20 protein-coding genes, 4 tRNA genes and 4 pseudogenes are annotated in these 26,537 nt (G+C 42.8%); 6 read left to right on the top strand and 22 right to left on the bottom strand.

What is annotated here, in order from left to right:
- Positions 1 to 649: 649 nt before the first annotated feature.
- Positions 650 to 726, top strand: a tRNA-Met gene (locus G9U52_RS31400).
- Positions 727 to 1,819: 1,093 nt separating this feature from the next.
- Positions 1,820 to 3,232 (top strand): hypothetical protein, encoded by a 1,413-nt coding sequence (locus G9U52_RS31395; protein WP_166155104.1) that lies wholly within the window; start codon positions 1,820 to 1,822, stop codon positions 3,230 to 3,232.
- Positions 3,233 to 4,222: 990 nt separating this feature from the next.
- On the opposite strand, the gene G9U52_RS40375 is transcribed toward G9U52_RS31395, so the two are convergent.
- Positions 4,223 to 4,642, bottom strand: a complete 420-nt coding sequence (locus G9U52_RS40375) for a recombinase family protein (RefSeq protein ID WP_311764949.1) — start codon at positions 4,640 to 4,642, stop codon at positions 4,223 to 4,225.
- Between the two features lie 58 nt (positions 4,643 to 4,700).
- Here G9U52_RS40375 and G9U52_RS40370 point away from each other — a divergent pair.
- A pseudogene (locus tag G9U52_RS40370) lies at positions 4,701 to 4,861 on the top strand (transposase); the annotation flags it as partial.
- On the opposite strand, the pseudogene G9U52_RS31380 reads toward G9U52_RS40370, so the two are convergent.
- Positions 4,851 to 5,873: pseudogene (locus tag G9U52_RS31380) on the bottom strand (IS3 family transposase); the annotation flags it as partial. The pseudogenes G9U52_RS40370 and G9U52_RS31380 sit on opposite strands and share 11 nt — an antisense overlap.
- A gap of 37 nt (positions 5,874 to 5,910) precedes the next feature.
- Here G9U52_RS31380 and G9U52_RS31370 point away from each other — a divergent pair.
- Positions 5,911 to 6,138 (top strand): annotated as a pseudogene (locus G9U52_RS31370) (tyrosine-type recombinase/integrase); the annotation flags it as partial.
- Between the two features lie 196 nt (positions 6,139 to 6,334).
- Here G9U52_RS31370 and G9U52_RS31365 read toward each other — a convergent pair.
- The 4 genes from G9U52_RS31365 to G9U52_RS31350 all read right to left on the bottom strand — a co-directional run bounded on the left by G9U52_RS31365 (position 6,335) and on the right by G9U52_RS31350 (position 7,268).
- Positions 6,335 to 6,416 (bottom strand) — tRNA-Leu (locus G9U52_RS31365).
- A gap of 186 nt (positions 6,417 to 6,602) precedes the next feature.
- Positions 6,603 to 6,691 (bottom strand) — tRNA-Ser (locus G9U52_RS31360).
- 9 nt (positions 6,692 to 6,700) lie between these two features.
- Positions 6,701 to 6,776 (bottom strand) — tRNA-Asn (locus tag G9U52_RS31355).
- 18 nt (positions 6,777 to 6,794) lie between these two features.
- Positions 6,795 to 7,268 (bottom strand): SprT family protein, encoded by a 474-nt coding sequence (locus tag G9U52_RS31350; RefSeq protein WP_166155096.1) that lies wholly within the window; start codon positions 7,266 to 7,268, stop codon positions 6,795 to 6,797.
- Between the two features lie 259 nt (positions 7,269 to 7,527).
- Between G9U52_RS31350 and G9U52_RS31345 the strand changes: the two genes are divergently transcribed.
- Positions 7,528 to 7,887: a hydrolase/acyltransferase gene (locus G9U52_RS31345; protein WP_166155094.1), complete on the top strand. Its 360-nt coding sequence runs from the start codon at positions 7,528 to 7,530 to the stop codon at positions 7,885 to 7,887.
- 123 nt (positions 7,888 to 8,010) lie between these two features.
- Positions 8,011 to 8,124 (top strand): cortex morphogenetic protein CmpA, encoded by a 114-nt coding sequence (gene cmpA, locus G9U52_RS31340; protein ID WP_166155092.1) that lies wholly within the window; start codon positions 8,011 to 8,013, stop codon positions 8,122 to 8,124.
- Between the two features lie 75 nt (positions 8,125 to 8,199).
- Here the strand turns inward: cmpA and G9U52_RS31335 are convergent, their stop codons facing one another.
- The 16 genes and pseudogenes from G9U52_RS31335 to G9U52_RS31260 all read right to left on the bottom strand — a co-directional run bounded on the left by G9U52_RS31335 (position 8,200) and on the right by G9U52_RS31260 (position 26,519).
- Entirely contained in the window at positions 8,200 to 10,422 is a 2,223-nt protein-coding gene (locus G9U52_RS31335; RefSeq protein ID WP_166155090.1) for a Tex family protein, read from the bottom strand.
- A gap of 73 nt (positions 10,423 to 10,495) precedes the next feature.
- Positions 10,496 to 10,846 carry a type II toxin-antitoxin system PemK/MazF family toxin gene (locus G9U52_RS31330; RefSeq protein WP_076235415.1) on the bottom strand — a complete coding sequence of 117 codons (351 nt, stop codon included), beginning with the start codon at positions 10,844 to 10,846 and terminating at the stop codon, positions 10,496 to 10,498.
- A gap of 3 nt (positions 10,847 to 10,849) precedes the next feature.
- Positions 10,850 to 11,131: a CopG family ribbon-helix-helix protein gene (locus tag G9U52_RS31325; RefSeq protein WP_076235529.1), complete on the bottom strand. Its 282-nt coding sequence runs from the start codon at positions 11,129 to 11,131 to the stop codon at positions 10,850 to 10,852.
- A gap of 263 nt (positions 11,132 to 11,394) precedes the next feature.
- Positions 11,395 to 12,588 carry an alanine racemase gene (alr, locus tag G9U52_RS31320; protein WP_166155088.1) on the bottom strand — a complete coding sequence of 398 codons (1,194 nt, stop codon included), beginning with the start codon at positions 12,586 to 12,588 and terminating at the stop codon, positions 11,395 to 11,397.
- Positions 12,589 to 13,102: 514 nt separating this feature from the next.
- Positions 13,103 to 14,377, bottom strand: a complete 1,275-nt coding sequence (locus G9U52_RS31315) for a LolA family protein (RefSeq protein WP_166155086.1) — start codon at positions 14,375 to 14,377, stop codon at positions 13,103 to 13,105.
- Between the two features lie 432 nt (positions 14,378 to 14,809).
- Positions 14,810 to 15,256: pseudogene (locus G9U52_RS31310) on the bottom strand (cupin domain-containing protein); the annotation flags it as partial.
- Positions 15,257 to 15,542: 286 nt separating this feature from the next.
- A complete protein-coding gene (locus G9U52_RS31305; RefSeq protein WP_166155084.1) occupies positions 15,543 to 16,310 on the bottom strand; it encodes an S-layer homology domain-containing protein in 768 nt (255 codons plus the stop codon).
- A gap of 28 nt (positions 16,311 to 16,338) precedes the next feature.
- The gene (locus G9U52_RS31300; protein WP_166155083.1) at positions 16,339 to 18,171 is read right to left on the bottom strand and encodes an Ig-like domain-containing protein; all 1,833 of its coding nucleotides are present in this window, start codon (positions 18,169 to 18,171) and stop codon (positions 16,339 to 16,341) included.
- Positions 18,172 to 18,822: 651 nt separating this feature from the next.
- Positions 18,823 to 20,229: an undecaprenyl-phosphate glucose phosphotransferase gene (locus G9U52_RS31295; RefSeq protein WP_166155081.1), complete on the bottom strand. Its 1,407-nt coding sequence runs from the start codon at positions 20,227 to 20,229 to the stop codon at positions 18,823 to 18,825.
- Between the two features lie 6 nt (positions 20,230 to 20,235).
- On the bottom strand, positions 20,236 to 21,102 hold the full coding sequence (locus G9U52_RS31290) for a glycosyltransferase family 2 protein (RefSeq protein WP_166155080.1): 867 nt from the start codon (positions 21,100 to 21,102) through the stop codon (positions 20,236 to 20,238).
- A gap of 79 nt (positions 21,103 to 21,181) precedes the next feature.
- On the bottom strand, positions 21,182 to 22,138 hold the full coding sequence (locus G9U52_RS31285; RefSeq protein WP_166155078.1) for a glycosyltransferase family 2 protein: 957 nt from the start codon (positions 22,136 to 22,138) through the stop codon (positions 21,182 to 21,184).
- Complete coding sequence (gene rfbD, locus G9U52_RS31280; protein WP_166155076.1) at positions 22,135 to 22,986, bottom strand: dTDP-4-dehydrorhamnose reductase; 852 nt, start codon at positions 22,984 to 22,986, stop codon at positions 22,135 to 22,137. Before rfbD ends, G9U52_RS31285 begins: the two co-directional genes overlap by 4 nt.
- A 9-nt stretch (positions 22,987 to 22,995) precedes the next feature.
- A complete protein-coding gene (gene rfbB, locus G9U52_RS31275; protein WP_166155074.1) occupies positions 22,996 to 24,003 on the bottom strand; it encodes a dTDP-glucose 4,6-dehydratase in 1,008 nt (335 codons plus the stop codon).
- 12 nt (positions 24,004 to 24,015) lie between these two features.
- A complete protein-coding gene (rfbC, locus tag G9U52_RS31270; protein ID WP_166155072.1) occupies positions 24,016 to 24,564 on the bottom strand; it encodes a dTDP-4-dehydrorhamnose 3,5-epimerase in 549 nt (182 codons plus the stop codon).
- Between the two features lie 15 nt (positions 24,565 to 24,579).
- The gene (locus G9U52_RS31265) at positions 24,580 to 25,323 is read right to left on the bottom strand and encodes a sugar phosphate nucleotidyltransferase (RefSeq protein WP_166155070.1); all 744 of its coding nucleotides are present in this window, start codon (positions 25,321 to 25,323) and stop codon (positions 24,580 to 24,582) included.
- Between the two features lie 269 nt (positions 25,324 to 25,592).
- Positions 25,593 to 26,519, bottom strand: a complete 927-nt coding sequence (locus tag G9U52_RS31260) for a GDP-L-fucose synthase family protein (RefSeq protein ID WP_166155068.1) — start codon at positions 26,517 to 26,519, stop codon at positions 25,593 to 25,595.
- Positions 26,520 to 26,537 lie beyond the last annotated feature (18 nt).

Genomic DNA, 26,537 nt, shown 5'->3' with positions numbered 1-26,537 from the left:
CGTTCGTCCTGAGCCAGGATCAAACTCTCCATTAAGGTAGAACTTGAGTTGCCTCATTCTTTACATCTGGCGAGAACTTGCATTCTCTATTTTTACTCACTCGTTGATTCAGTTTTCAAAGGACAATGATGTTTGTCTAACCAGCCTGTTTAATGACCGGACGCTTAATATATCATGTTTGATTTTGCATTGCAAGTGTAAATTTTTCCATATGCAATTAATCAACAACACTAGATTTCAGTTTTACCTAACCGATCAATAATGTTGACCGGGTAATATACTTTATCATGTTTACTATTACATTACAAGTGAAGATGTTTCCATTCTTGGAATTGCCCAGCAAGCTCAGAAATCCATTCAACTTCTGGCGTCCACAACTGGGTTAAATAATTTATCATGTTTACTTTACGTTACAAGTGCTAATGTTCCCCATTCTTGATTCTAAGCCGAACCTAGTGAAAGATTTGGAGTGAATATTATCGTTTTTTTAAAAGGAAGGAACTCCATAAATAAACAGCAACCATAAACGTCAGTAGATCAACCTGGTGTTGCGATCAGCCAAGAATTGCATGTTCCCGGGAATTACTGTAGTATAAGAACTCTGGTCGACATTGATGTTCCGAGATCAGAGAATGTTCGGTTATACTTTCGCGGGGTGGAGCAGCCCGGTAGCTCGTCGGGCTCATAACCCGAAGGCCGCAGGTTCAAATCCTGCCCCCGCAACCAACTTACAATTCAATCGTCACATAATTAAAAGCCTTCAATCCACGATCAGTGGTTTGAAGGCTTTTTTGCACAAGCTTTTCGTGATGTTAACAGATCTAGAGGGGTATACGCAGAAGAAACCCTTACACAGTAAGGGTTTTTACGTTTCAAATCCTATATGCGGTCGGCGGGATTTGAACCCGCACGTCCATGGGACACCACCCCCTCAAGGCAGGGTATTGGTGATTTGTAGTAATTGAAAATATCTGCAATGCCTTTGCTATAAGTATTAGCATGATTCACGTATCTTATAATATCTTGCGATATTGGCGGATTATTTCTAGGATTCCACCAAAAGTCCACCAAAATAATGATTCCCCTCTATCTTCACAGAACCAGCAGTAAATGTTTCAACATTACCGACTGTATCTAACCCTCCATCAATCCAACCTTCAATATCCCTCTGAAATGTTATCGAGCGTTGAAATCAGTATCTAGCTTGCATGATTTTTTGATTATAATATTCCATCCTTTGTTATTCATATTCAAAATTGATCCATATTAATTCCCCGTATTGAATTTGCACAACTCCAACCCCATTAAACACTGCCCTCAGCACGACAATCTCTCCCATAGACAATGTGAACCATTACCCAATTTTATCATGCACAGGCAATTTTGAATTATAAGAAATCCACTTTAAGCAGCATCATCACAGTTCCAGCAGACTTGTTTGCTCGTGTATATTATTTTAGAGAGATTAGACTTTATAAGATTCTTGGAAATCCAAACAGAAGTATTGATAGTGGAGAATTATTTATCATTTGTCAATTGGAAAGATCTGCGTTAGCAAATAATCTACCGCCAATAAGTTGCACCCAACTTCCTAAGGTTGATTTTTTTGATTTCCGCCAACGATCAAAAGCCTTCTATTTCGCGTCCTGTATTTTTGTGATTTTTTAATATTATACTTCACTGAAAGTAACTCATTTCTATTAGACGATAACAGTAGCCCTCTTGAGAATAAACTGGTAATATACAATAAGACAGATATGTTAAATTAGCAGTTTTCGCTCTTAAAATTTAATTTCAACGAGGTGTACAGGAACCGATAATGCAAAATTTGAAAATAAAACAATTTATTACTATTCTATTTATAGTCCAAATGGTAGTAGGTACTATATGGATATTGTTAAACATTAATAAGGTTCCACATTACGGAGATACCCCAGAATATATTCACTTATCTCTTACATTAGACTTGGATAAATATAGAACAATTCTGTATCCTATTTTTTTGAAATACACAATTCTGTTATCAACATATTTAAATATACCCTATCATGTTATTGTTTATATTATTCAGATGATTGTTAGCTTTATATCGATATATTCATTATTCTATATGTTTGCATATGTACTTAAAAAGAAAAATAAAATCTGCAGTAAATCAAAAACACTGAGCAGAAAAGAATGGTTAACAATTCTATTTTTAACTTTCTTTGTTTTTACTAATCCCTTAACAGCACACTTTAATTTAAGTGTATTAACTGATTCATTGGCACTTTCATTTACACTACTTTTTATTAGCTTCATAGTTCATTTATGTAATTGTAATAACGATAAAATATTACTTAATATAATCCTTGCATCTTTGTTTTTTGTTTTAATGTCTATAACTCGACCAGAAAGAGTAGTTATTGGCGCTTTATTTATTGGGGTTCTCACATTATATGAACTTGTCAGATATATTAAAAATAAAGATAAGGTTATAGCTCAAAAAACTAGTTTATTGCTAGTGGTATTAATTATTGGACTTGTTTTTACTCAAATCATTAATACCAACACCCAAAATCATATCGTTGACTCTAATAGGGTTCAGCCTTCCATATCTAGGTCACTTTATGAGCGAATTGTATGGCCGAGATTATCCGGTGTATATAACGAGTTACCTGATTCTATTAAACAAGTAATTTCATATGAGGAAGCTATCTCACATGATCAATCAGTCAACAATACAAATATGGTTATGAAAAAGTTACTTGATTATGATAAAGGAAGCTGGAATAGTGTGCATACTATCACTAAAATTGCTTTTTTGAAATATTATTTACAGATCATATTGAGCGTAAGTTATGATTCAATAAAGAACATCTTTACACCTCTAACTTTTACTTTTAATAAGTATATGAAAGATCAATGGATTGATTGGACCATGACAAGAATGTCTGAGTTTCACCCAATGCTCTCCAACTTATATATTAAATATTTTAAGATTCTATTAATAATCATGCTTAGTTTAATTTTAGTAAAGATAAAAACCGCTTACAATTTCGTAAAAAATACAAACCGAATAACCAGTATTATCATAATTTTCGCTCTAACTTGCACTATTTTTTTTGTAGGGGTTTCAAATTTAGGGTATCATATACGCTACTCTATGCCGATATATATTACGCTAATTATACTTATAACTGAATTAACACGTAATTTGTTTCCGAATGAATTCAACTCAAAGGAAAAGTGATTTAATTCCATTAGGTATGTTTAATCTATCAGAGTTTAAACTGTATCTGATAGGCTACCAAGAGAAGTATCAGTCTAACATCTTAAACAGATGATAGTCTAATACTTCTCTCTAAGCACCATCTTTACAGATAGGTAAGCCACTGTCCGTCACTGCAAAGTACTATAGATATAACTGTGAGGAGAATGGTTCGTTTTGATCGATTTGACACTTAAGTAGGTTTTTAATTTTTTATGCTCTTTTGTAGTATTAAGCATTTGTTTATAGGGATGAGCACAACGGATTTTCACAACTAGTCCGTACTTACGCATAATTCTACGTATCTTTTTATGGTTTATAACCACACTGTTCTCTTGTTCGATGTGCGTTTTTAGTACAAAAGTTTGTTAAACGTCTCGAACTTGATGAGCAAAAGGTCATGTCATAGGCAATCTATTTATGCTGACGCAAGTCCTCTACCTTGAGTCAGCGGTAATATCCACTCTTGCTCACATTAGACAACTTCCATAGAGAGTGACATGGGATGACAAAAATGTAGCTAACGACATGCCATTTATAATATATATTAGTTTAGATTTCAAGGCGAATGGTCCGAACGAAATTCTATCGCTTCCCAAGTTACAACACTCGAATCCTCAATCAGTTCCCTCACCCAGTGGAAATCATGATTTTTGAGGAGATGTAAACTATCCCCCGATCCTTTATCAATCTCAATTCCCTCCCAGTATCTCCATTTACTCTCTGTTTCTTCAACAAATAATCATATATTCACATTGAATTCTTCATTTCATCAACTGTTTACACACGCTTCTTAAACAAAGAAAATAGCCCATGGATAACGATGAGCGACATAGATATTATTTCAATTCCTTCCGTTCCAATTGATCACTTATTATAAAGGATCAGGATACTTTGAAACATATATTCTTGAGCCAGTTTCTACTTGAACCTGTTCAATTTCTCTAACCCTTCGATAGAATGTATTAGGTTTCATGCCAAGCTTTGCATAGCTGCTACTGCGGTTATTTTCTCTTCTCTCCAATCCTGATATATAGAAATAAAATCATCACCTATCTCTTTCTTTGGTCGACCAAATTTAACACCTTTATTTAATGCTGTAGCTATTCCTTCAGCTTGTCTGCTATTAATCTTCTCACGTTCTCTTTGAGCCATGTATGAAAGCAATTCTAAGACAATATTACTGATTACCTTATCCAATCCATTCTTATACTGTCTAGTGTCTAAGATTGGCATGTCGAGGATTACAATATGTGCACCTATGTTTTGTGTTATGTCCTGCCACTCCTGTTTAATCTCATCTGCGTTACGTCCTGATCTGTCTAATTCCTTTACAAACAATGTATCTCCGTTCCTCAGCATATGCTTTAACGCTTGATACTTGGGTCTAATAAAGTCCTTACCGCTTTGCTTCTCAATGATAAGATTGCGTTCATTAATATTTAAATGCTCCTTTAAGGAGAAGGATAATCGCTCATCAGAAGAAGAGGAATTGATTGCTTTACGAAAAGAGAACCAGCGTTTGAAAATGGAGGTGGATATTTTATAGCAAGCCGCGCTGATCATGGGACGAAAGTAGCTATCATCCAGAACAACCGTGATAAATACTCAGCTCTAGATGACGAAGGCTCTGAAAGTTCATCTGGTTCACAAACTCTGTTTTCATGATCTTGTAAGTGGCTTCAGCCACAGCGTTGTCGTACGGACAGCCTTTCATACTTAGCGATCGACCGATTTCAAAAGTCTCCAAGAGCTCATCCATCTTTTGATTTTTGAACTCGCTGCCACGGTCGGTATGAAACCATTGAATCTGGCGTAGATCACTCTTAACGGCCGCGAAGGCATGGGTAATCAGAGCAGCGTCCTTGTTCGGTCCTGCACTATGGCCAATGATTTCTCGATTAAAAAGATCTACCAGCACACAAATGTAATGCCAACGGTTCTGGACTTTCACATACGTCAAATCACTGACGACGAAGCGTTTAGCTTCCGTTTGCTCAAACTCCCGTTTCAGAACATTCGCCGTTGTCGCTTCGTTACACGCCGTTTTATGGGGCTTATACTGTGCCACCGTGTAAGTGGAAACAAGCCCTTGCTCTTTCATGATGCGGCCAATGCGGCGTCTGGAGACGATGAACCCGCGCTCGTGAAGCTTCACTTTGATCTTGCGTGTGCCGTAGGCTTTTCGGTTCTTGAGAAAGATGTCTACAATAGCTTCAGTGATATCATCTTCAGTGGCTCGTTCTTGGGCGTCGTAATAAAATGTACTTCTTGCGATTTGCAGGACGTCGCACATTGCTGATACCGAGTATTTATCACGGTTTGTTCTGGATGATAGCTACTTTCGTCCCATGATCAGCGCGGCTTGCTATAAAATATCCACCTCCATTTTCAAACGCTGGTTCTCTTTTCGTAAAGCAATCAATTCCTCTTCTTCTGATGAGCGATTATCCTTCTCCTTAAAGGAGCCCGTTGTCTGAGTTTGGTTGATCCAGTGGTCTAAAGCAGAAGCTGTGAGGTCATATTCCTCCACAAGGGCTGCTCTGGATTTCCCATTTTCATAGAGCTGCACCATTTGCTTTTTGAATTCGGTTGTAAACGTGCGTCGTTGTTTTTCAGGCATTGTAGAGATCCGCTCCTTAGCCGATAAGTTTGCTAAACTTCCCCAAATTCGTTTTCACGATATGCGACACACTCATGCAACCATTCTTCTGCTGCAAGGAGAGAATCCAAAAATTGTATCCGAAAGATTAGGACATGCCGATGTTCGTATCACTCTGGATACCTATAGCCACATACTTCCCAATATGCAAAAAGAAACGGCTAAGAATTTAGGGAAATTGATCTACAGTGAATCCTTAGATGATGAAGACGAAAACGAAATATAGACCGTTTCCTCATAAGAGAGAATGGTCTATTTTTGAGTCTACAATCAAAATTTTCTAGAAAATAAACCATTCTTGACCAATTCTTGACCACTCAAGTTGATTTGGTCTATTTTTGCGTTAGTCGGGAGCGGGAAAAACTAAACAAAAAAAAGGGAAACCCTTATGTACCAAGGGTTTCCACGTTTTAAATCCTATATGCGGTCGGCGGGATTTGAACCCGCACGTCCATGGGACACCACCCCCTCAAGATGGCGTGTCTGCCGTTCCACCACGACCGCGCAATAAACTTACATTTGAGGGCAATCATCACGATGATAACGAAGATGTAATTTCGCATTTTCGCGACAAAAATTATTATACCTTAAACAATCTAAGGTTGACAAGCACTATTTCAGCTAAGCTGGGTATGGTAGCAGCATGGTAACAAAAAACCGCCATAAGGCGGTTTTCATGCTTGCTATCTACGGAGAGAGTGGGATTCGAACCCACGCACCACTTACGCAGTCTAACCCCTTAGCAGAGGGTCCCCTTATAGCCACTTGGGTATCTCTCCAGAAAGAAATGGCTCCCCGAACAGGACTCGAACCTGTGACAACTCGATTAACAGTCGAGTGCTCTACCAACTGAGCTATCAGGGAACGACAATTGTTAATTTATCACGAATGTTGCTGCAAGTCAAGCTTAAGCAGCTTCAATTTGCCGCTGCAGTTTCCACATGCATATTTCTGTGGATCCAGCTTTCTTTTGCGTATATATTCGGTACGGCAGCTGGTGCACACCAGCTTATAGCGAAAAGGCTCATTGCGCTTAACCCGTGGCAACGATTGGCAAAAACGGGTACCGCCGACTTTTTCCAGCAATGTCTTAAAATCCAGATCCCGGTGCTGGTAGCCACGCTTCATAATATGCAAGTGATAATGGCAGAGTTCGTGCTTTATGATTTTCTCTACATCGTCTACACCAAACATTTCAAGCTGCCGCACGCTAATCTCAATATGGTGGGTTTTAATAAAATATCGCCCCCCTGTTGAAGTCAGCCTGCGGTTAAAGGTAGCCTTGTGTAAAAAGGGACGCCCGAAAAACGTTAGCGATATCCGCTCTACCCACTGCTGCAGTTGCTCGTCCTCCATGACTTCCCCCTCCTAAAGATTTGTGCGGAGCCCCATAGCTTATAAGCATCAGCAGCCTTGCTCCGGAATCAAGCCTTATTTCGTAAGCATCCGTGGTATATACCTAACCGAAGCTGGCCAGCAAGCTTATCCAGCTTTTATTTCTCACTTGAATTGTAACCGCACCATAGGCTACACTGTCAAGTAGGTATTAACATTTTTCGAGAATTTTCGCAGCATTTCATTTGAACAACCAGCAAGAGAGGAGCACGACCCGATTATGTCCACCAAAAGATATGTTATCCTTCAGCTCACCAACCACATCGAATTTGTCGAAATGCCTGCAACGCACGCTTACCAATTGACGGCCTTGCATTTGCGATTGCATAAAGAGCTAGAGAAATTGACAGCAGCCAACATCCCGTCCTTGCCGAAGGTTATCGCGGAATGCGATGCCTTGGATAGAGTTAGCCTGGATTACAAGCTGCACAATGGTTTGGATTATATCAACCAATTGGAGCAAACCTTCGCCGCAATCAATGAGAAGGCTTACCCGCTCATTTCCCTGCTAACCGAGATCCGTGCCCTACAGGCTCAGCTTGAGCAATGGTATGAGGATGAGGAAGAACTCGCTAATTAGGACCTGCACCCTTCAGCCCAACCCGCCATATCCTAATTCATCAAAGTAAAAGTGTAAGGCTCGCGTTGTCGACCTTTTTACTCGCTGATGGCTGATGGCTGGTTGGGAAGGAGGCTGGTTCCTGTGCCGCAATGGCTATGCAACCAATTGATGAAGGCATACCATAACAAAAACCGCAGACAAATCCGTTTGCTGAACGATTGCTGGTTTTTTTATCGGACACGAGCAGATGAATAACAAAAATAGAGCATAGACCACTTGAGTACATACTCCTTTGGCCATGCTCTATTTCTTTTGGGATTTCCCCCTATACTACGAAGGGTTTTTCATGGTTAGGCTAACGCGCCCTTTTTTCAAATCGACGCTTAGTACCCAGGCTGTAACGGTATCTCCAACCGATACCACATCCTTAGGGTGTTTAACGAAGGTGTTGCTAAGCTGGGAAATATGGACAAGCCCATCGTTTTTGATGCCAATATCCACAAATGCGCCAAAATCGATAACGTTGCGCACCGTACCCTGCAGCTCCATGCCCGCAACCAGGTCTTCGATCTTCAAGATATCTGTCCTGAAAATCGGCGCCGGCAACTCATCCCGCGGATCGCGCCCAGGGCGCTGCAAGCTGTCGAGAATGTCGCGCAGCGTAGGCAAACCGACGCCCAGCTTCGTTGCCAGCTCCACAGGCTCGACAGCCTGGAGCAGATCCTTCAGCTTCTGCGAGCCCACTTGCTTAAGCTCCAGCTTCAGCTCGCGAAACAGCTTATCCACCGCGTCATAGGACTCCGGGTGGATAGGCGTATTATCCAGCGGGTTTTTGCCCTCGCTGATCCGCATAAACCCGGCGCATTGCTCATAAGCCTTGGCGCCAAGGCGCGGCACCTTTTGCAATTGGGAGCGGCTGACGAACTTACCGTTATCTTCGCGGTATTTCACGATATTTTTCGCCAATGTGCTGTTGATCCCCGAAACATACGACAATAGCGAAGGTGAGGCTGTGTTTACATCCACACCAACATGGTTCACCGCCGACTCCACGACGAAGGTCAGGCTGTCATCCAGCCTTTTTTGCGTGACATCGTGCTGGTATTGCCCGACCCCGATCGCCTTCGGCTCGATCTTCACCAGCTCCGCCAGCGGGTCCTGGATCCGCCTGGCGATCGAGATCGCACTGCGCTCCGCTACGTCCAGATCCGGGAACTCGCCCTGCGCAATCTTGGAGGCTGAATAGACGCTCGCCCCGGCTTCGTTGACGATCAAATATTGCAGGCTGCGCCCCTTGATCTCGCCGATCAATTCCGCGACGAATTGCTCCGTCTCCCGAGAAGCCGTACCGTTGCCAATAACAATCAGCTCGACGCCGTAGCTTTCGATCAATTTGTGAAACTTGGCCTTAGCCTCTGTAACCCTGTTATTAGGAGCTGTTGGATAGGTGACGGCTATCTCCAGCATTTTGCCGGTATCGTCTACCACAGCCAGCTTACAGCCCGTTCGGAACGCCGGATCGACGCCTAGCACAACCTTGCCTTTTACCGGAGCCTGAAGCAGCAGGTTACGCAGATTTTCGGCAAATACCTCAATGGCTTGCTCCTCTGCGCGCTCCGTCATCTCATTGCGTACCTCGCGGTCAACCGATGGTGCCAGCAAACGCTTATAAGCATCCTCTACTACGGCAACCAGCGTATCCCTAACGACTGACGGCCCTTTGACGACCTGCTTGATCATATAGTCATGGATGCGGTCTGTCGGAACCTCCATCGCCACCTTCAAGACATCCTCGCGTTCGCCGCGATTAATCGCCAGAATCCGGTGGGGAGGCAGCTTGCGAATAGGCTCCTGGTAGCTATAATACATCTCGTATACAGATTCCAGCGACGCATCCTTGGCCTCAGTCCGAATGATGCCTTGTTCAAAAGTAAAGCGGCGCACCCACACACGCACCTTGGCATCATCTGTCATTTGCTCAGCAATGATGTCCATCGCGCCTTGTACTGCTTCTTCAGCTGTCTTTACGTTTTTATCTTCGTTCACATACTTGCCGGCTTCCTCCAGCAGATTCCCTTGGCGCGGCTGTGACAGGATCCACCCCGCCAACGGCTCCAAGCCTTTTTCTTTGGCCACACTGGCCCGCGTCTTCCGTTTCTGGCGATATGGGCGGTACAAATCCTCAAGCTCCTGGAGCTTGGCCGATTTTTCGATCGATGCCTTCAAATCATCTGTGAGCTTGCCCTGCTCGTCAATAAGCCGGATGACCTCCAGCTTGCGCGCTTCCAAATTGCGTAAATACGCCAGTCTTTCCTCAATATCCCTCAGCTGATTTTCATCCAGCTCGCCTGTCATCTCTTTGCGGTACCGTGCGATAAAAGGAATCGTATTGCCCTCATCCAACAGCCCAACCGTAGTCCGAACCTTGCTATCCGGCAGCTGCAGCTCAGTCGCAATCTGCTTTTGGATGCGCTCTTGGATGGCGGCCTTCATTTGGCTATCGAGCTCTACAATCGTTGTTCCTTCTTCAGTTTGCATGACTTCCTTTGCCATTCATTTCCTGCCTCCTCCAAAAAAATAAAAACGAGCGGTCCCTGTAGCGGACCCCTCGCCTTTCATTCCTACACTAAAACTCAATCAGTCCGACACTAATTTGCAATGAATCATCTACCTTACGCATCGTTTCTTCATCCAAGTGTGTGATTTTATCTGTAAGACGCTGCTTATCAATAGTGCGAATTTGCTCCAATAAAATGACAGAATCCCTGTCAAAGCCATGAGCCTCCGCTTCAATCTCTACATGCGTTGGCAGCTTTGCTTTCTGGATCTGCGCCGTAATCGCCGCCACAATCACGGTTGGGCTAAAGCGATTACCGATATCGTTCTGAATAATCAACACTGGACGAATCCCGCCTTGCTCCGACCCTACGACCGGGGATAGATCCGCAAAAAATACATCTCCACGTTTAACAATCAATAGTTACACCCCGCTTACTAAACGGTCGAGTGTGTTATCCGCTTCTTCCTCCGCTTGAAAAGCCTCCGAAGCCATGTTTAGATTGATCTTTGCCATTTCCATGTACCCACGCTGCATCGATTCCCTAAGGTGACGTTTTTTCCGCTCCACCAAGTACAGCTTCATCGCTTGGCGAATAAATTCGCTTCGATTGGAGTTTTCCTTTTCCACGATACCGTCTACTTCCTGTAATAAATAGTCCGGCAAGCTAATCATAATGCGTTTCGTGTTATGCGCATTGGACACCAAGCATGCACCCCCAAAAACATACAAACAATAATACCATTATGGCGAATATACAGTCAATTTATACAAATTAGTATATGCGCCGAGTGTAGCAAATATGTTATACAGTCCCTGCCCCTAAAAAAGATTGGAGCCATCCCAAGAAGTACGTATTATAACATATTCGCTGTTAATCCCCAAAATCCTTTCTATCCTTAACAAAAAAATGGGTGGAAAAAATACCTATATATTGTCGATATTCGCTATAATCTCTCTATTCGTTATCAAATGGCACTCCAGCCTTGTCGCAACAAGGGGTTAACGGTCGAAACTACGGTCCCGTTGCGCACATAAACTCTGGGCACACGATGTGAAATCATACAGGTGATTTCGTAATTAACCGTCCCCAACCGCTCGGCATGCTCCTCTGCGCTAATCCGCTCATCGCCTTGCTTGCCCAGTATAACCACTTCTTCCTCGTGGTGGATATCCGCCATACCGGTCACATCGACCATACATTGGTCCATACAAATCCTGCCGACAATCGGCACCCGTTTGCCTCTGACCAAAGCTTCGGCTTTACCCGACAGCATCCGTGACAAACCATCTGCATACCCGATGGGCAACGTAGCAATCGTTTCTTCACCTTTAGTCCGATAAATCGTCCCGTAGCTTACGCCTGAGCCTGGCGGTAAGGTTTTGACCATCACGACCCCTGTTTTAATGCTTAGCACCGGCTCTAGCTGGATCACCTGATGGTTCACCTCTTCAGACGGGTACAGGCCATACATGCTAATGCCAAGCCGTACCATATTATAGGTTAGGTTGGGGCAATCAATCGCCACAGCGCTATTACCCGCGTGGATATAAGCAAACTCCGTGCCACGATCCCGAAAGTAAGCGACAACTCTGTCAAATTTTCCATATTGCTCAAGCGTAAAGGTTTTGTCCGTTTCATCCGCACTGGCATAATGCGTGAACAGCCCCTCCACCAAAATCCCCGGCATCTGGAGCGCCCTCTCAATCAATTCGATGGCTTCCTTTTCCGTAACCAGCCCCAGCCGGTTCATCCCTGAATCCACCTTGACGTGGATAGACAAGGGCTTCTCCTTAGGGCTCAGCCTTTGCAATCGTTCAAAAGCATCCAACACCTCATGGCTATACACATTTACCGTAATATCGTGCTCCCAGGCCCATTCTAGCCCCTCTGGGGGCGTATAGCCCAGCACTAGAATCGGGGCGGTAATTCCCGCCTGCCGAAGCTCCAAGCCTTCATCCAAAAAAGCAACCGCAATATATGTAGCTCCGCAGTGCAGTGCCTCGCGGCTCACCTCTATCGCTCCATGCCCGTAAGCATCTGCCTTTACCACGACCATCATATTCACATGATCCGGAAGCACCCGACGAAACCTTTCTAAATTAGTCCTCAGCGCATCCAAAGAAATCTCCACACGCGTCGGACGGAAATACGAATCCATATGTCCACCTTCTCCATGACAATCACAGAGAAGCCCCTTAAGCCAAGGGACCCCCCTCTATTGCAACTATTCTGTAACTATTCAAACTACCTACCTCATCGTAATCCGTTCTAACTAGAGTGTCAATGAACAATATAAAGAACATGCCATGAACAAGCAGTTGATCAATGCCGTGAACACTAAACCTTGGTAAACTTTAGTTCATTAAATAATGAATAATGATAGCCATCTTTATTTCCTATATTAATATAAAAAGAAGCTCAAGCGCACTGAGCTCAAAAGTGACTTTAACCAAACTGCTTACGTACAGAGGCAGCACCAAGACGTTCTTGCATGGATTAACCGCAATCAATAATGGCTCAAAAAGGCATCCAACTTACTGGATGCCTTCTTGAATAAATAGATATGCTTAGCTCATGATCCAGACTTTGCTAGCTTGTGAACTTCAATTTCGGTAGCAAATACAAGTTCGATTCCCTTGCAACGTTACATCCCGTGCATAGCGGCTTGCTCCTTACTTACCCACTTGACCCTGTACCGCCTGTGCGACTTTGATCATCTCTGTCAACGGCAGATCTGCTGTCGATAACCTAAACTCCACTCCATCGTAGGTCCATGTGAGCATCTTCTTCTCATCCCCTGTAATAACTGCCAGCGTATAACCCAAATCCACAATATCTCCTGGCAGCGCTGTTACAGTTTGCGACTGTGGACGCGATTCCACAAGTGTATAATTGTACTTGCCGGAATAGCGAAGCATCATCGCCTTCTCTTCACCCAGCTTGATCTCATTCATATCCTGCCGCTTTACTCCACTTGGTGTATAAAACGGCTCAATCACGCCGAATTGCACTTGTGCTGCCTGCTGGCTAGCAGCATCGGTTTTCGCCCCTGATGCAGCGCTCGTGCCGCCTGTTGCCCCTGTGGCACCTGTCACGCCTGCGGCTCCTGTTGCTACGCTGCCTGCAGATCCGTTCCCCGTTGCTCCCGTGCCTGTTGGCACCGTACCTGTGGGTCCGCTACCCGTGACTCCAACGCCCGTTGCCGCAGCTCCTGTGGCTCCATTCCCAGCAGCTCCACTCTTGCCTGCTTCACCAGCCTTCTCCTTCGTCCCTTCGCCAGCCACCGCCGCCGCTGTCGGCAGCGATGTGAGGTTCCAGCTTGTCATATTACGCTGCATTTCAAAAGAATCCTTTTCGAACTTTTTCCCGAATTCGAATTGATCAAAATCCACAATAACCATCACATTCGCATTGGAATCCGACACCTCCACATGCTTAGGTGCATAATTCTTTTTATCCAGCCAAATCTTCTGCCGCGAAAGCGACCCATTCTGGTAATTCGCCATCACATCAAATACATACGCATTCGGATCCGTCGTAAACTGGCGCTCCGGATCCATCAGGATACTCTGTACCAAGGACTGGTACAAGTACACCTGCCCCTGGTTCTCCGGCCAATCGCTTTGAAAGCGGAAGCTTTTGTTCAAATGCGGCGTCAGGACAAACACCCCATCATCATTGCGTAACACAATCTGCGTGATATCCTTCTTATCATTTTTCAGTGAAATCCGATAATAATGCGGATTCTGGTACCACACCTCGACCTGGTACTCCTGCGGCTCCTGCCCCGTATGCAGCACCATCCGCCCACTGCCTTGATAGCTATCCAGCTTGTTCATAACGCCGTCCAAATCCTTCACCACTGACCCTGCATCCTTCTTGCCGCAACCTGCCAGCACCAGACTTAAGGCTACTACCAAGGCTATCACCCACGTGAACCGCCGCATTCCTATCCCCTCCAGCCCAAAGTAAAAGCAACTGATAACATGTCTATGTGGGGACTTGGACGATTATGCGGACTGGCATGACGAGCCTTCATGTTTTTATTGCGTGAAAAGTATCCGGCAACCAGCAGAGCCGTCTTGGACGCAGACTGTGTACACTAGAAGCTAGCAAGCCGCGCTGCCCGTTGAAAATGTTTGCACGAGCGCTTGGCAAACAAGCTCTCCCTTTTGGCTTCCTACTATGTATACTACCTGTGTAAGCTACTAGGCTTGTCCTCTGTAAATATCTCGTTAAACTTCGCCGTCTAAATCGCAATGCTCCGAGGTCAACCAATAAGAATAACTCTTTGAAAATTTTTGATATTTCTAAACGTGAGCATTAGTCTTTTCATCAATTCGACTCCAGTCAGCATCAACCATTTTCTTCAAATGGAATCATTTAAAATCTAAGTAGGTATAGCCAGGGAATCTAACAACAGGCCACTTCTCTTTGCGCAACGCATCCATTAATTCAGAACCCACATTTAAATTATTTCTTACTAACTGATCGGGAACTAGCGCCATCCATTGTGTTAAGGATATATCAGCGTAACGACTGCTCTTGAATACTTCCAGATACCATAGTGTCTCAGTACCTGTATTCTGTATATAGTGTCCATAGCAAAATGGCATATATCCGACATCTCCCGCCCTCACGTCAAATGTACGTGCAGTGCCGTCAGCAGCATAGCCCGTCATACGGCCTGTACCAGCAAGAAAATACTGCCATTCATCGTTATTGGGATGCCAGTGCAACTCTCTCATTGCCCCTGGAAGAATCTCCACGAGTGCTGCAGAAATTTGCTCGGATACCGGAAAATTGGTGGAATCCACGATTCTTACATAAATCGCCTACGCCCACATCCGCGATAAAATTGCGACCGTTCTGATCCACTGCCGTGATTCTTGCCCTGCCTACGGTCAGGCGAGGAAAGACCATAGCCTACAGTGTATACCTTTGACCGCCGCGCCAATCCAAACGCCAACCAAGACTAGCCAGCCCAAACAGCGGTACACCTCAACAGCTTTGCCAGCAAGACGCTCGCGCGCTCTGTAGGACTTGGGTACCAGCCAAGGAACGTAATGGGTCACACTCGTATGTTTAAGCCTCACCGAAACTATCTAGTATCTAGATTAGCTCTGACTTCTGTAGAAGTCTCTGAATAATAGCGGCAACCTCTGCCCTGGTAATTGAAGCCTTCGGAGCAAGCTGCGTACTGTTTCTGCCGGAAACGATGCCTGCTTGCAGGCATTCAGCTATACTGCTCTTCGCCCACTCTGAAGCATTATTCGCATCTGCAAACGAACTTAGTAGCGCGCCTGCCTCTTTCGAGGTTTGTTTGGCTTTAAGATCGGTGATCTTCATGGCTTTGGCTATGATCGCCATCGCTTGTTCCCGAGTAATCTTGTCCATCGGACGGAAGGTGCCGTCTTCAAACCCGCTGAGCAGGCTGTACGTATAGGCGGTGTGCACCGCACTGCTGTACCAATCCGTCGCCTTCACGTCCATGAACGGCGCTACGCCGTTCTCCAGCTTCAATCCCAATCCGCGCGTCATAATCGCTGCAAACTCCGCCCGTGTAATATCTTGATCGGGGTTGAACAGGCTATTGCCTACGCCGCTCACGATCATTCTCGACCCCATATCATTCACGATATCCTTCGCCCAGTGCTGAGCGATATCATTGAACTCAAGCGGATGCCAGACGATGGAGTACGTACTGTTGGTCAAGCTGTTCACCTTCGCATAATACTTACCGTCGATCATCACGATTCGGGTCGGTACATGGCGAACGGTTCCATCCGGCTCAACAACAACCCCTGTTGTTATTTTACTCGGATCTACGCCGTCTGGAATCGCTATCGTTCTTTCTACATAAGCATCGAACTTGGACACTTCAATCGTTGTATCTCCGTAATTGACCTTAATTGTAAAGTCGAGTGGGTGGGACGACGATCACAAACTCTCCTGTAACAGCTGCGTTCTCTACGATTTTAACGGTATCGGCTGTCGACGTGCCGATTTCGATTTGCACCTTAATATCCTCAAACGGCACAGAGTTGCCTAATTGGGCATAAATGCTGTCAATATTGATCAGGGATGCCGGCACCATATAGGTCGCTTTATCAGTTACGATCTGGATGACCGCGTCTTTCGCTTCCGTCGCCTTGATCAGATGCCCTCTCAATTCGGTGACAATGACATCGGAATGGATGCCACTGACAGGAATCGTAAGTACTTTATTGTTGTCCTTCTCCAGTTTGTCCAATACTTTGTCATTATCGACCGTAATGGTCGTAACCGAATGGCCTCCGACCGATTCAGTTTTCGCAGTCGCAGATTGCTCCTGCTTCACGCCGTCTACGATAACTTCAATCCCGATATTTGATGAAGAAGAGGGGGACGAAGACCCACTTGAGCCGGAACTGCTGCGGTAAACTGTTACAGCTGCTTGTGCATGTTGCCCTTGATAGGTTGCGGTAATCACAGTTTGTCCGGCTGCAGCAGCCGTGACCAGCCCTTGACTATCTATAGAAGCAACGCTCGTGTCGCTAGAGGCGTATCCAGCTCCACTAGACAATACGAAGGTGCTGGCATCAGAGTTTACCGCTGTTGTTACTGTCTGGTGTGTTCCTCCGATTGCCAGTCTGTAGCCGGTGCTGTCCAGGGTTAGACCCGTTAGGGTCGGTTGTAAACCTGCAGGGGAAACCGTTACAGTTGCTTGTGCCTGTTGCCCTTGATAAGTTGCGGTAATCACGGTTTGTCCGGCTGCAACAGCCGTGACTAGCCCTTGGCTATCCACAGATGCTGCACTAGTGTTACTGGAGGAGTATCCAGCTCCACTAGACAATACGAAGGTGCTGGCATCGGAGTATACCGCCGTTGCTACTGTCTGGTGTGTTCCGCCGATTGCCAGGCTGTAGCTGGCGCTGTCCAGGTTCAGCCCTGTTAAGGTAGCTCTGACGTTAACCAAAACTCCTGTTGTGCTGCCTACATTATGCAATACGTTGTTTGCCGCGCCTTCCCCGCAGCAGCCAATGCTGCCCTCATTTAAATTAATGCTGTTCAGCACGATCCCATCCGTGTCCTCATCAGTACTTTGCACCGTATAGCGGAAATCCAATTGTGTCGATGATGCTGCCGATACGTAGTTAGCCTGAACCTTACTTGTACCAATTACCAATTCTAGTGACGGGATGCCATTGTTCGTGTACACCTCAACATTACTTGTGTACGTAACCCGGAAATCCAGATGGTCACCTGTACCGTATGTACCGCTCGGAGGTACGCTCACAGAGGATACTTTGGGTATAGTGTCCAACAGAATGCCGCTTGTATCTTGAATTCCGCTCAATGTACCGTCGTAACTCTGATGATAGCTGTCTTCTATGGTCGAATCATTCAGCAACATAAACGGCTGTATAGTTATACCACTTTCGTAACCCTCCTGGTCAATCGTATGACTAAAAACCCAATTTGCCGTTCCCGATCCAGATATATAGGTTGGACCAAAAGAAAGATACCCTGATAAAACTGACAATTGCGGTGCATTAGTTAGGATTAAAGTGACAGGTTTGTCGAAGTTGACGGTAAAAATCAAGGTGTCTCCCATGACATAGGTGCCGTTAGCCGGAACCGATACCGATGTGACTGCAGGTCCTGCAGCCATGGCTGCAACATTACCATTCAGGATGGGAAGGATACATAAAACTAGTGAGATCATTGCGATGAAAGCAACTTTAAATTTTCTAAACATAGGTCTCCTCCTACAAATTGTGATATTACTCAACAGTGATGTGATAAAAAATAACAATTAGTTAAAATTACAGGATAATGCGATGAGCCATAAGTTCCCGTTAGAGCATAAGGACTTCTTTCTCTGCTGCAGCTAGCTTACTATATTGCTCCTCATCCTTCATTCGCGTATATTCGGGATTGTATGCGTTAACCCTCTTATAATATCGGGGATTTTCGGAATATCGCAGTTGTTTGAATCTAATCCAAATTATGAGTAACAAGCATTTCATAACAAATGACATTTCTAACTATGATTAAAATTTTACAAAATTGGGTCACGAGATAAGATTCAAAATCCAGCATTTTTTTAAAAAATTCGTCAAATTATTTGTAAATTGTTCCTTCTTGGCAAATTAATCTTGGACGCTCAGATCCACCACAATCATTTTAACAATCTCTTTGGTAATAAGATGGCTGTTGAATTTAGCATGATATCGCTACATCAATGCAACGGTGTTGGAGGGATAGGCAGCAAGAGAAACGTTGTTCTGCTCATGCGCGTTTTGGTTACAGAAGAAAGGATCCGATCAGGATGCCGTTTTTTGTTGGGCTGGCCGTTGGGCGCAAAAAAACTCCTATAACCAATTGGTTATAGGAGTTTTTTTGCATATCAATATGCATTTTTATTAATAAAGCCTTTAACAATCGTTTTAAATATAATCTTAATATCGAATATAAAGCTCCAATTCTCAATATAAAAGATATCGAGCTTGATGCGATCCTCAATTGAGGTATCTCCCCTTAGACCATTCGATTGTGCCCACCCTGTAATCCCAGGGCGAATATGGTGCTTAACCATATATTTAGGAATCTCACCCTTAAACTGCTCTACGAAAAAAGGTCGTTCCGGTCTTGGCCCCACAACACTCATATGACCAAACAATACATTAAAAAACTGTGGGAGCTCATCCAGGCTTGTCTTGCGCAGAAAAGAACCAAGCTTCGTTTTACGAGGGTCATTCTCCACAGTCCATTGGGTATCCGAAGTGTTTCCAGTTTGAACCCTCATAGTACGGAACTTGTACATCATAAAATTACGCCTGTTCAGCCCAACCCGCTCTTGCTTGAAAACAATGGGCCCGGGCGAAGTCAACTTAATACCTAGAGCAATTAATAGCAGCAATGGCGCTAGCACAATAATAGCTGAAACTGAAAAAAATAAATCAAAGGCTCTCTTAAAGAATCGATTTCGGAACTCATCCAAAGGTATGTCTCTGACATTTATTAAGGGAATACCTGCAAAATTATCGAAAAATGGCTTAGAAGGCAAGTAACTATAAAAGTCTGGAATAATTAAAGTTTTCACTCCTGCTTTTTCACAGGCATTAATGATTTGCGGATATTTCTCATGCGCATATAAGGGCAAAGCAATAATGACCTCATCCACCATTTCTTTGTCCATATAATGCTCTAATTCATCCACCTTGCCCAGGATTGGTTTGTAATTCTTCCAGCTTTGCTCATGCATAGATTGGTAATCATCAAGGAAGCCTATTACTTCATAGCCTAGCTCTGGATAGAGAGATAAATTGTCATAAAACTTCCTGCCTAGGGAGCCAGCCCCTACAATCAGTACGTATTGTTTGTTATAGCCTTTTTGCCTATAGTGCTTCAAAGTTATTTTCAAAATAAATCGGTAAAAGCTAATAAATAAAATGTTATTAACCAAGAATAAGAGCAAATAAGAACGTGATACATCAAGCTCTTTAAAAACAAATAGAAAACTCAACAGAAACATTAAGCTTATTAAATGTACCTGAATGATCGTAAATAATTCATAGGAGAATCTTTTCTTGCGCTTTGGTGTATAAAAATTCATAAAATAACTAATGAACACGGCCATCGCACCATAAATGGAGCTCCACAATACATATCTCTCAAAGGGAAGAGGGTTATCATAAGGAATTAAACCGCTATCGAACTTTAACCACCATGAAAACAAAAACACAAGCTGAATACAAAGGAAATCGGATAAAGCATATAACTGGGATAAAAATCCTTGGCTTTGTCTAACCAAACGGAATCACCTCACGGATCCAAAACGATTTAATGCTAACGATATAATAAATTTCACAAGGATACCCAAATAAACAATCCCATTAACAATAATATTATATTTCTGCTGATAATGCTTTTTATGGAATAAATACATAGCTCTATGAAATTCATATATGATTTTAAAAGGCTTGCGTCTGCTGCTTGCGCCTTTATGATGTACAATTTGAGTATATGGATAGTAGTGAATCTGCCAGCCACCTTGTTTAATTCTATAACACCAATCGATATCTTCGCCGTACATGAAGAATTCTTCATCCAACATACCAACTTGGTCTAAGACTTGCTTCCTTACTAACATAAATGCACCCACCAAACAATCAACGGGATAATCTTTATCGGGGTCGAGATAACCTAATTGATACTGATTAAATCGCGGTTCCTTCGGAAACAGCTTAGAAATGCCTGAAGCATAATAAAACGAAGCTGAAGGTGTCGGGAATCCCCTTTTACAAGCTTTATCCAATGAACCATCGGGAAGTACAATTTTACAACCGGAAGCTCCGACCGACAGATTACTATCCATAAACGTAATCATGGTTTGTAAAGTGTCTGATCCTATAATTGTATCTGAATTCAACAGGAGAATATAGCGCCCAATTGCTAGCCTAATTCCTATATTATTTCCCCTGGAGAACCCGTCATTACTTGGATTCTCAACCAGCCTAACCTCAGGGTACCGAGCTCTAATCTCAGCGACTGATGAATCGGACGAATGGTTATCTACCACAATAATTTCGTAGCTATAAGAAACCTCGGAAGCATACACGGAAGCAACAGCATTTAGCGTCAATTCACATGTATTATAATTAAGAATAATAACACTTACATCCATTATGCACTTCTCCATAAATATTGTTATGGTTAATAGTATAGCACGAAAATCATCTTAAGGTCATCTGGATACGAAGATCTTATTTGAAATAATGGTAAATTTTAGAGAGCGCAACCTTTCTAGTGCTTTGAATAACCTTTCTTTTGGCAAGCAGACTTGAGCTGTTTTTAAACAGATTAGCCCACGCAGCCAATACCTTAGGTTCTTTAATTATGAAGTAGCCTAAACTCATAACCTCATAAAGCATAAAGGGTATACAGTGAAGGAGCAAGTATGGCAAGGAGTCATTTTTAATAACCATTTTATAGCGATTCATATAGGAGAGCCTTCTTACAAATAAAGGAGTTTTATTTCTTGAGCCCTTCTTCCAGCCGCGATCATGGTAAGCAATAGCTTCTGCACAATATTGCGCTCTCCATCCCCGTATCCTACTTCGCCATGCCACATCAACATCTTCTTTATAGGCAAAAAAATCCTCGTCAAAAAAACAGCCGTATACGCTTATGTCGTCAATCAATTGCCTTCTGTAAAGCGCAGCGGCACCACATACACCGAAAACATCACTGCTTTCATTCCATGCCTCACTTAATTCTCCAGCCCCTCGATCAAAGCCTCTTCTTGATTTTGTGATAATCAGGCCTGTACTGTCAATTATTTTCGGGGACTGTTTAAAAAGAAGCTTTCCGGTTGCACTTCCGATAGACGGATCCTGCTTGCACTGCTGTATAAGAAAATGAATATAATCCGGATTCATCGTGACATCCGGATTCAGCACCACAACATATTCAGCTTCGGATAAGCGTATCGCTTGATTATGACCTCCGGCAAAACCAACATTGTCGGTATTACCTACAAAAGTAATCCGGTCGAGATAAGGCCGCAGCAATTGTTCCGTCTTGTCGGAAGAATGGTTATCAATCACGATAATAGCTTGAATCGAATAGCTTTGCGCTAATACCGCATCTAAGCAGTCTTGGATGTACGCTTCACTGTTATACGTTACAATATGGACGCTTACTGTGCTCACAATACTCATAAAGACGGTTCCTTGTATTTCTTGAGAAAGTCTCTTAAACCCTCTTGCCAGGGTCTTAGATCATCAAACCCATTAGCACGTATAGCCATATGCTCCATCACTGAATATTTGGGGCGTGGAGCAGGCCTTGGAAACTCTTCGGTTGTGCATGGATGGACGGTAATTGAAACCTTGCTTTCTTCAAATATCGCTTTGGCAAAATCATACCACGAGCAAATACCACTATTAGAAGCATGGTAGATCCCATAATTCTCTGTAGCAACAAGTCGCATTAGAAACTCCGCTAGATCTTCTGTAAAGGTAGGTGACCCTATTTGGTCATGGACAACCTTTAATTGATCTCTGCCCACTGCCAGCTTTAGCATTGTCTTCACAAAGTTATTGCCATGCAATCCATAAACCCACGATGTCCGAACAATAAAAAACTTCGTTGATAACGTCTGCACCATATTTTCCCCAGCGCGTTTAGACTTACCATAAATGCTTGTTGGATTCGTATTATCGTACTCTCTATACGGAGTTATTGAAGTACCATCAAACACATAATCCGTGCTGATATAACATATTTTGCAGCCTATTCGTTCCGCGGCTATCGCCAGATTACGGGTACCATAAGTATTAACTTGGTAAGCCAAATCCACTTCAGATTCAGCCAAATCAACCGCCGTATGCGCAGCACAATGTATGATAACATCCGGCTGATGCTCTTCAATCACTTGGATGCACTGTTCAAGGTTTGTAATATCCAGTTCATTCCGCCCTACCCCAACCACAACATGACTTTCTCTGAACAAAGCTACAACATCTGTACCCAACTGCCCGTTAGCACCCGTAACTAATACCTTCATACCAACCACCTATCTTGAAGCGTATTGTTGATCATAGTAGGCTTGGTACTCACCGGACTGAATCCGCTGCCACCACTCTTTGTTATTAAGATACCACCCAATTGTCTCTTTAATGCCTGACTCAAAATGATACTTGGGCTTCCAGCCTAATTCATTCGTTATTTTCGTTGCATCAATACCATAACGTCTATCATGACCAAGGCGGTCTTTTACATACGTGATTAAAGAAGCCGGCTTATCCAATTCAGCTAATATAGCTTCAATAATCTGCATATTGGTTCTTTCGTTATTTCCACCAATATTGTACACTTCACCATTCACACCGCTATGCATAACAAGATCAATCGCACTGCAATGGTCCTCAACATATAACCAGTCGCGGATGTTTAATCCATCACCGTAAACGGGTAATGATTTGTCATTAAGTGCGTTAGAGATCATTAAAGGAATTAGCTTCTCAGGGAATTGGTACGGTCCATAGTTGTTGGAACAACGAGTAATATTCACATTCATTCCGAAGGTTTCATGATACGCCCTGACTAATAGATCTCCACCTGCTTTACTAGCCGAGTAAGGACTATTCGGTGTTAACGGAGTTAGCTCTGTGAATAATCCTGTTGCACCTAAAGAACCATATACCTCATCAGTGGATACCTGAACGAATTTCTGAACTTCATATTTCTTGGCAGCATCCAATAATACCTGTGTTCCCATTACATTCGTCTTCACAAAAATTTGTGGATCCAGAATACTGCGGTCTACATGAGACTCTGCTGCAAAATTAACAACTACATCTATGCCCTTGCTAAATATTTCTTCCAAGGTGGGAGCATCAGCGATGTCACCTTTTACAAAAGAATAATTCGGATGGGCTTGGATACTTTCCAAATTCTCCAAATTACCTGCGTAAGTAAGTGCATCCAAATTCACAAATTGATAATCGGGATATTTATTTAGCATATAAATCACAAAATTACTTCCGATAAATCCGGCACCACCGGTAATCAATACTTTCATAGTAAACCTCCGTTATTCGAAATTCATTTCGGCATCCGCAAGTGTCGGATGCTTCGTATCCTTATCCGAAAGGATAGGCGATGTTGTTGGCCAATCAATCGCCAACGCAGGATCATCCCAAGCAATACCTCTGTCATGCTCAGGAGAGTAGTACTCGTCTACCTTATACAACACCTCAGTATTAGGCACAATCGTACAGAATCCATGTGCAAATCCTTGCGGTACTAATAGCTGTCTTTTATTAGCCGCGCTAAGGATCACGCCCACCCATTGCCCGAACGTTGGAGAGCTTTGGCGAATATCTACAACAACATCATAAATAGCTCCAGCCGTGACACGAACTAACTTCGTTTGTGCTTTAGGATTGAGCTGGTAGTGAAGTCCTCGCAACACGCCTGTTTCTACAGAAAGTGAGTGATTATCTTGAATAAATGTATAATCAATACCCAAATCCCCGAATTTCTTGCCATTGTAGCTTTCCATAAAAAAACCACGATTATCCCCAAAAACAGCAGGTTCAATAATAAGAACGCCTTGAATTTTTGTGTTTACAAGCTTCATTACTTGCGCACCCACCTATAATTTTAATTTCCCAAAATCTTCACCAAATATCAAGTTTTTTGCTAGCTCATTAGCCTTCGTTAAAGATTCATGAGTACCTGCATCCGTCCACCAGCCTTGGAGAATATCGTAGGTTAACTGGTTTCTTTCAATGTATGCATTATTAACATCCGTTATTTCTAACTCTCCACGACCTGATGGCTTGAGAGTCTTAACGATGCTAAATACAGTGCTATCAAACATATATATGCCTGTCACTGCATAATTGCTTTTGGGATTCTTCGGTTTTTCTTCGATTGATACAATCTGTTCACCTTGGAGTTCGGCGACACCATATCTATTAGGATCATGAACTTCCTGTATTAGAATCTTTGCGCCTACCTGTTGTTTTTTGAAATTATCAACATAGGCTACAATGCTATCCGAAAAAACATTATCGCCCAATATAACAACCATCTGGTCATCACCTACAAAATGCTCGGCCAAATCCAAAGCCTGCGCAATGCCCCCAGCTTCATCTTGAACTTTATAAGTGAAGGTAACGCCCATCTCCCTGCCGCTGCCTAAAAGATTGACAACATCGCCCATGTGGTCTTTACCAGTTACGATAAGGATATCCTGGATGCCTGCTTCTTTTAATTTAAAGACAGAATGGAAGATCATTGGGTATTTCCCTACGGGAAGTAAGTGTTTATTGGTTACTTTTGTTAGTGGGTATAGGCGTGAGCCTGTTCCCCCTGCTAGTATAATACCTTTCATTTTTTTACCCCCAATAATTATAAGCCTCATTAAATAATATTCTTTTACAAATTTTTCTATTCATCTCAAGAACTCGATCTAACATTTTGAACACTGCCGTAATTGAGGATATAGTGCAAATTAGAAAAACACCAATTTGTTTGGAATAGTGATTATGTTTAACAAAACACTACAGAACAATACAAAGAGGTGTCCTCTGCATGATATAATAAGGAAGCTCTGCAACCAAAAGAAATAGGTGTGGATATAGTGATGATATCTTACTGAATTTATTTAGAAGCAAGAAACCATTTGTATGTTTCCTCTATTCCTTGTCTTAAATCATATTTATGTTTCCAACCCATATTATTAATTTTTGTTACATCAAGTACTTTCCTTTGCATTCCCTCAGGCTTGGATGAATCAAAGTGAAATTCTCCTTTATACCCTACAATGTCCTTAATGATATACACTAATTCTTTGATAGTAAATTCTTGCCCGGTACCAACATTTATAAATTCTTTTTCATTATAATTTTCCATTAGAAACACAGTTGCTTCAGCCATATCATCAACATACATTAATTCTCTCAGTTGATTACCACTACCCCAAACTTCTACGATCGGGCTATTGTTAATTTTTGCTTCATGTATTTTTCTCAATAGAGCTGGTACTACATGCGAAAATTGCAAGTCAAAATTATCGTATTTACCATACAAATTACATGGCATCATACTAATGAAATTCACATTATACTGAGAATTATAATATTCACAAGCTTTTAGACCAGCAATTTTTGCTAAAGCGTAAGCTTCATTTGTCTTTTCCAAATATCCAGATAGAAGATACTCTTCTTTAAGTGGCTGTGGAGAGTTAGTTGGATATATACAAGAACTACCTAAGAACACTAATTTCCTAACTTTATGATTATAGGCACTTTTGATTACATTACTTTGAATAAGTAAATTATCCATCAGAAAATCAACTGGGTTGGATATATTAGCCCCTATTCCACCTACTCTTGCAGCAGCTAGTATTACGCATTCGGGTTTTTCAAGATCGAAAAAACTCTCAACATCGTTCTGATTTGTTAAATCTAATTCCTTACTACTTTTACCGACAACGTTATTATACCCTTTATCTTGCAAAGATTTGGCAATCGATTTGCCAACCATACCTCTGTGACCTGCTAAATATATCTTTATACTTTTATTCATATGTCCCTCTTTGTCCCT

The sequence above is a fragment of the Paenibacillus agricola genome (assembly GCF_011440305.1).
GTDB classification, from domain to species: Bacteria; Bacillota; Bacilli; order Paenibacillales; family NBRC-103111; genus Paenibacillus_S; species Paenibacillus_S agricola.
This window is presented reverse-complemented; position numbering and strand designations above follow the sequence as displayed.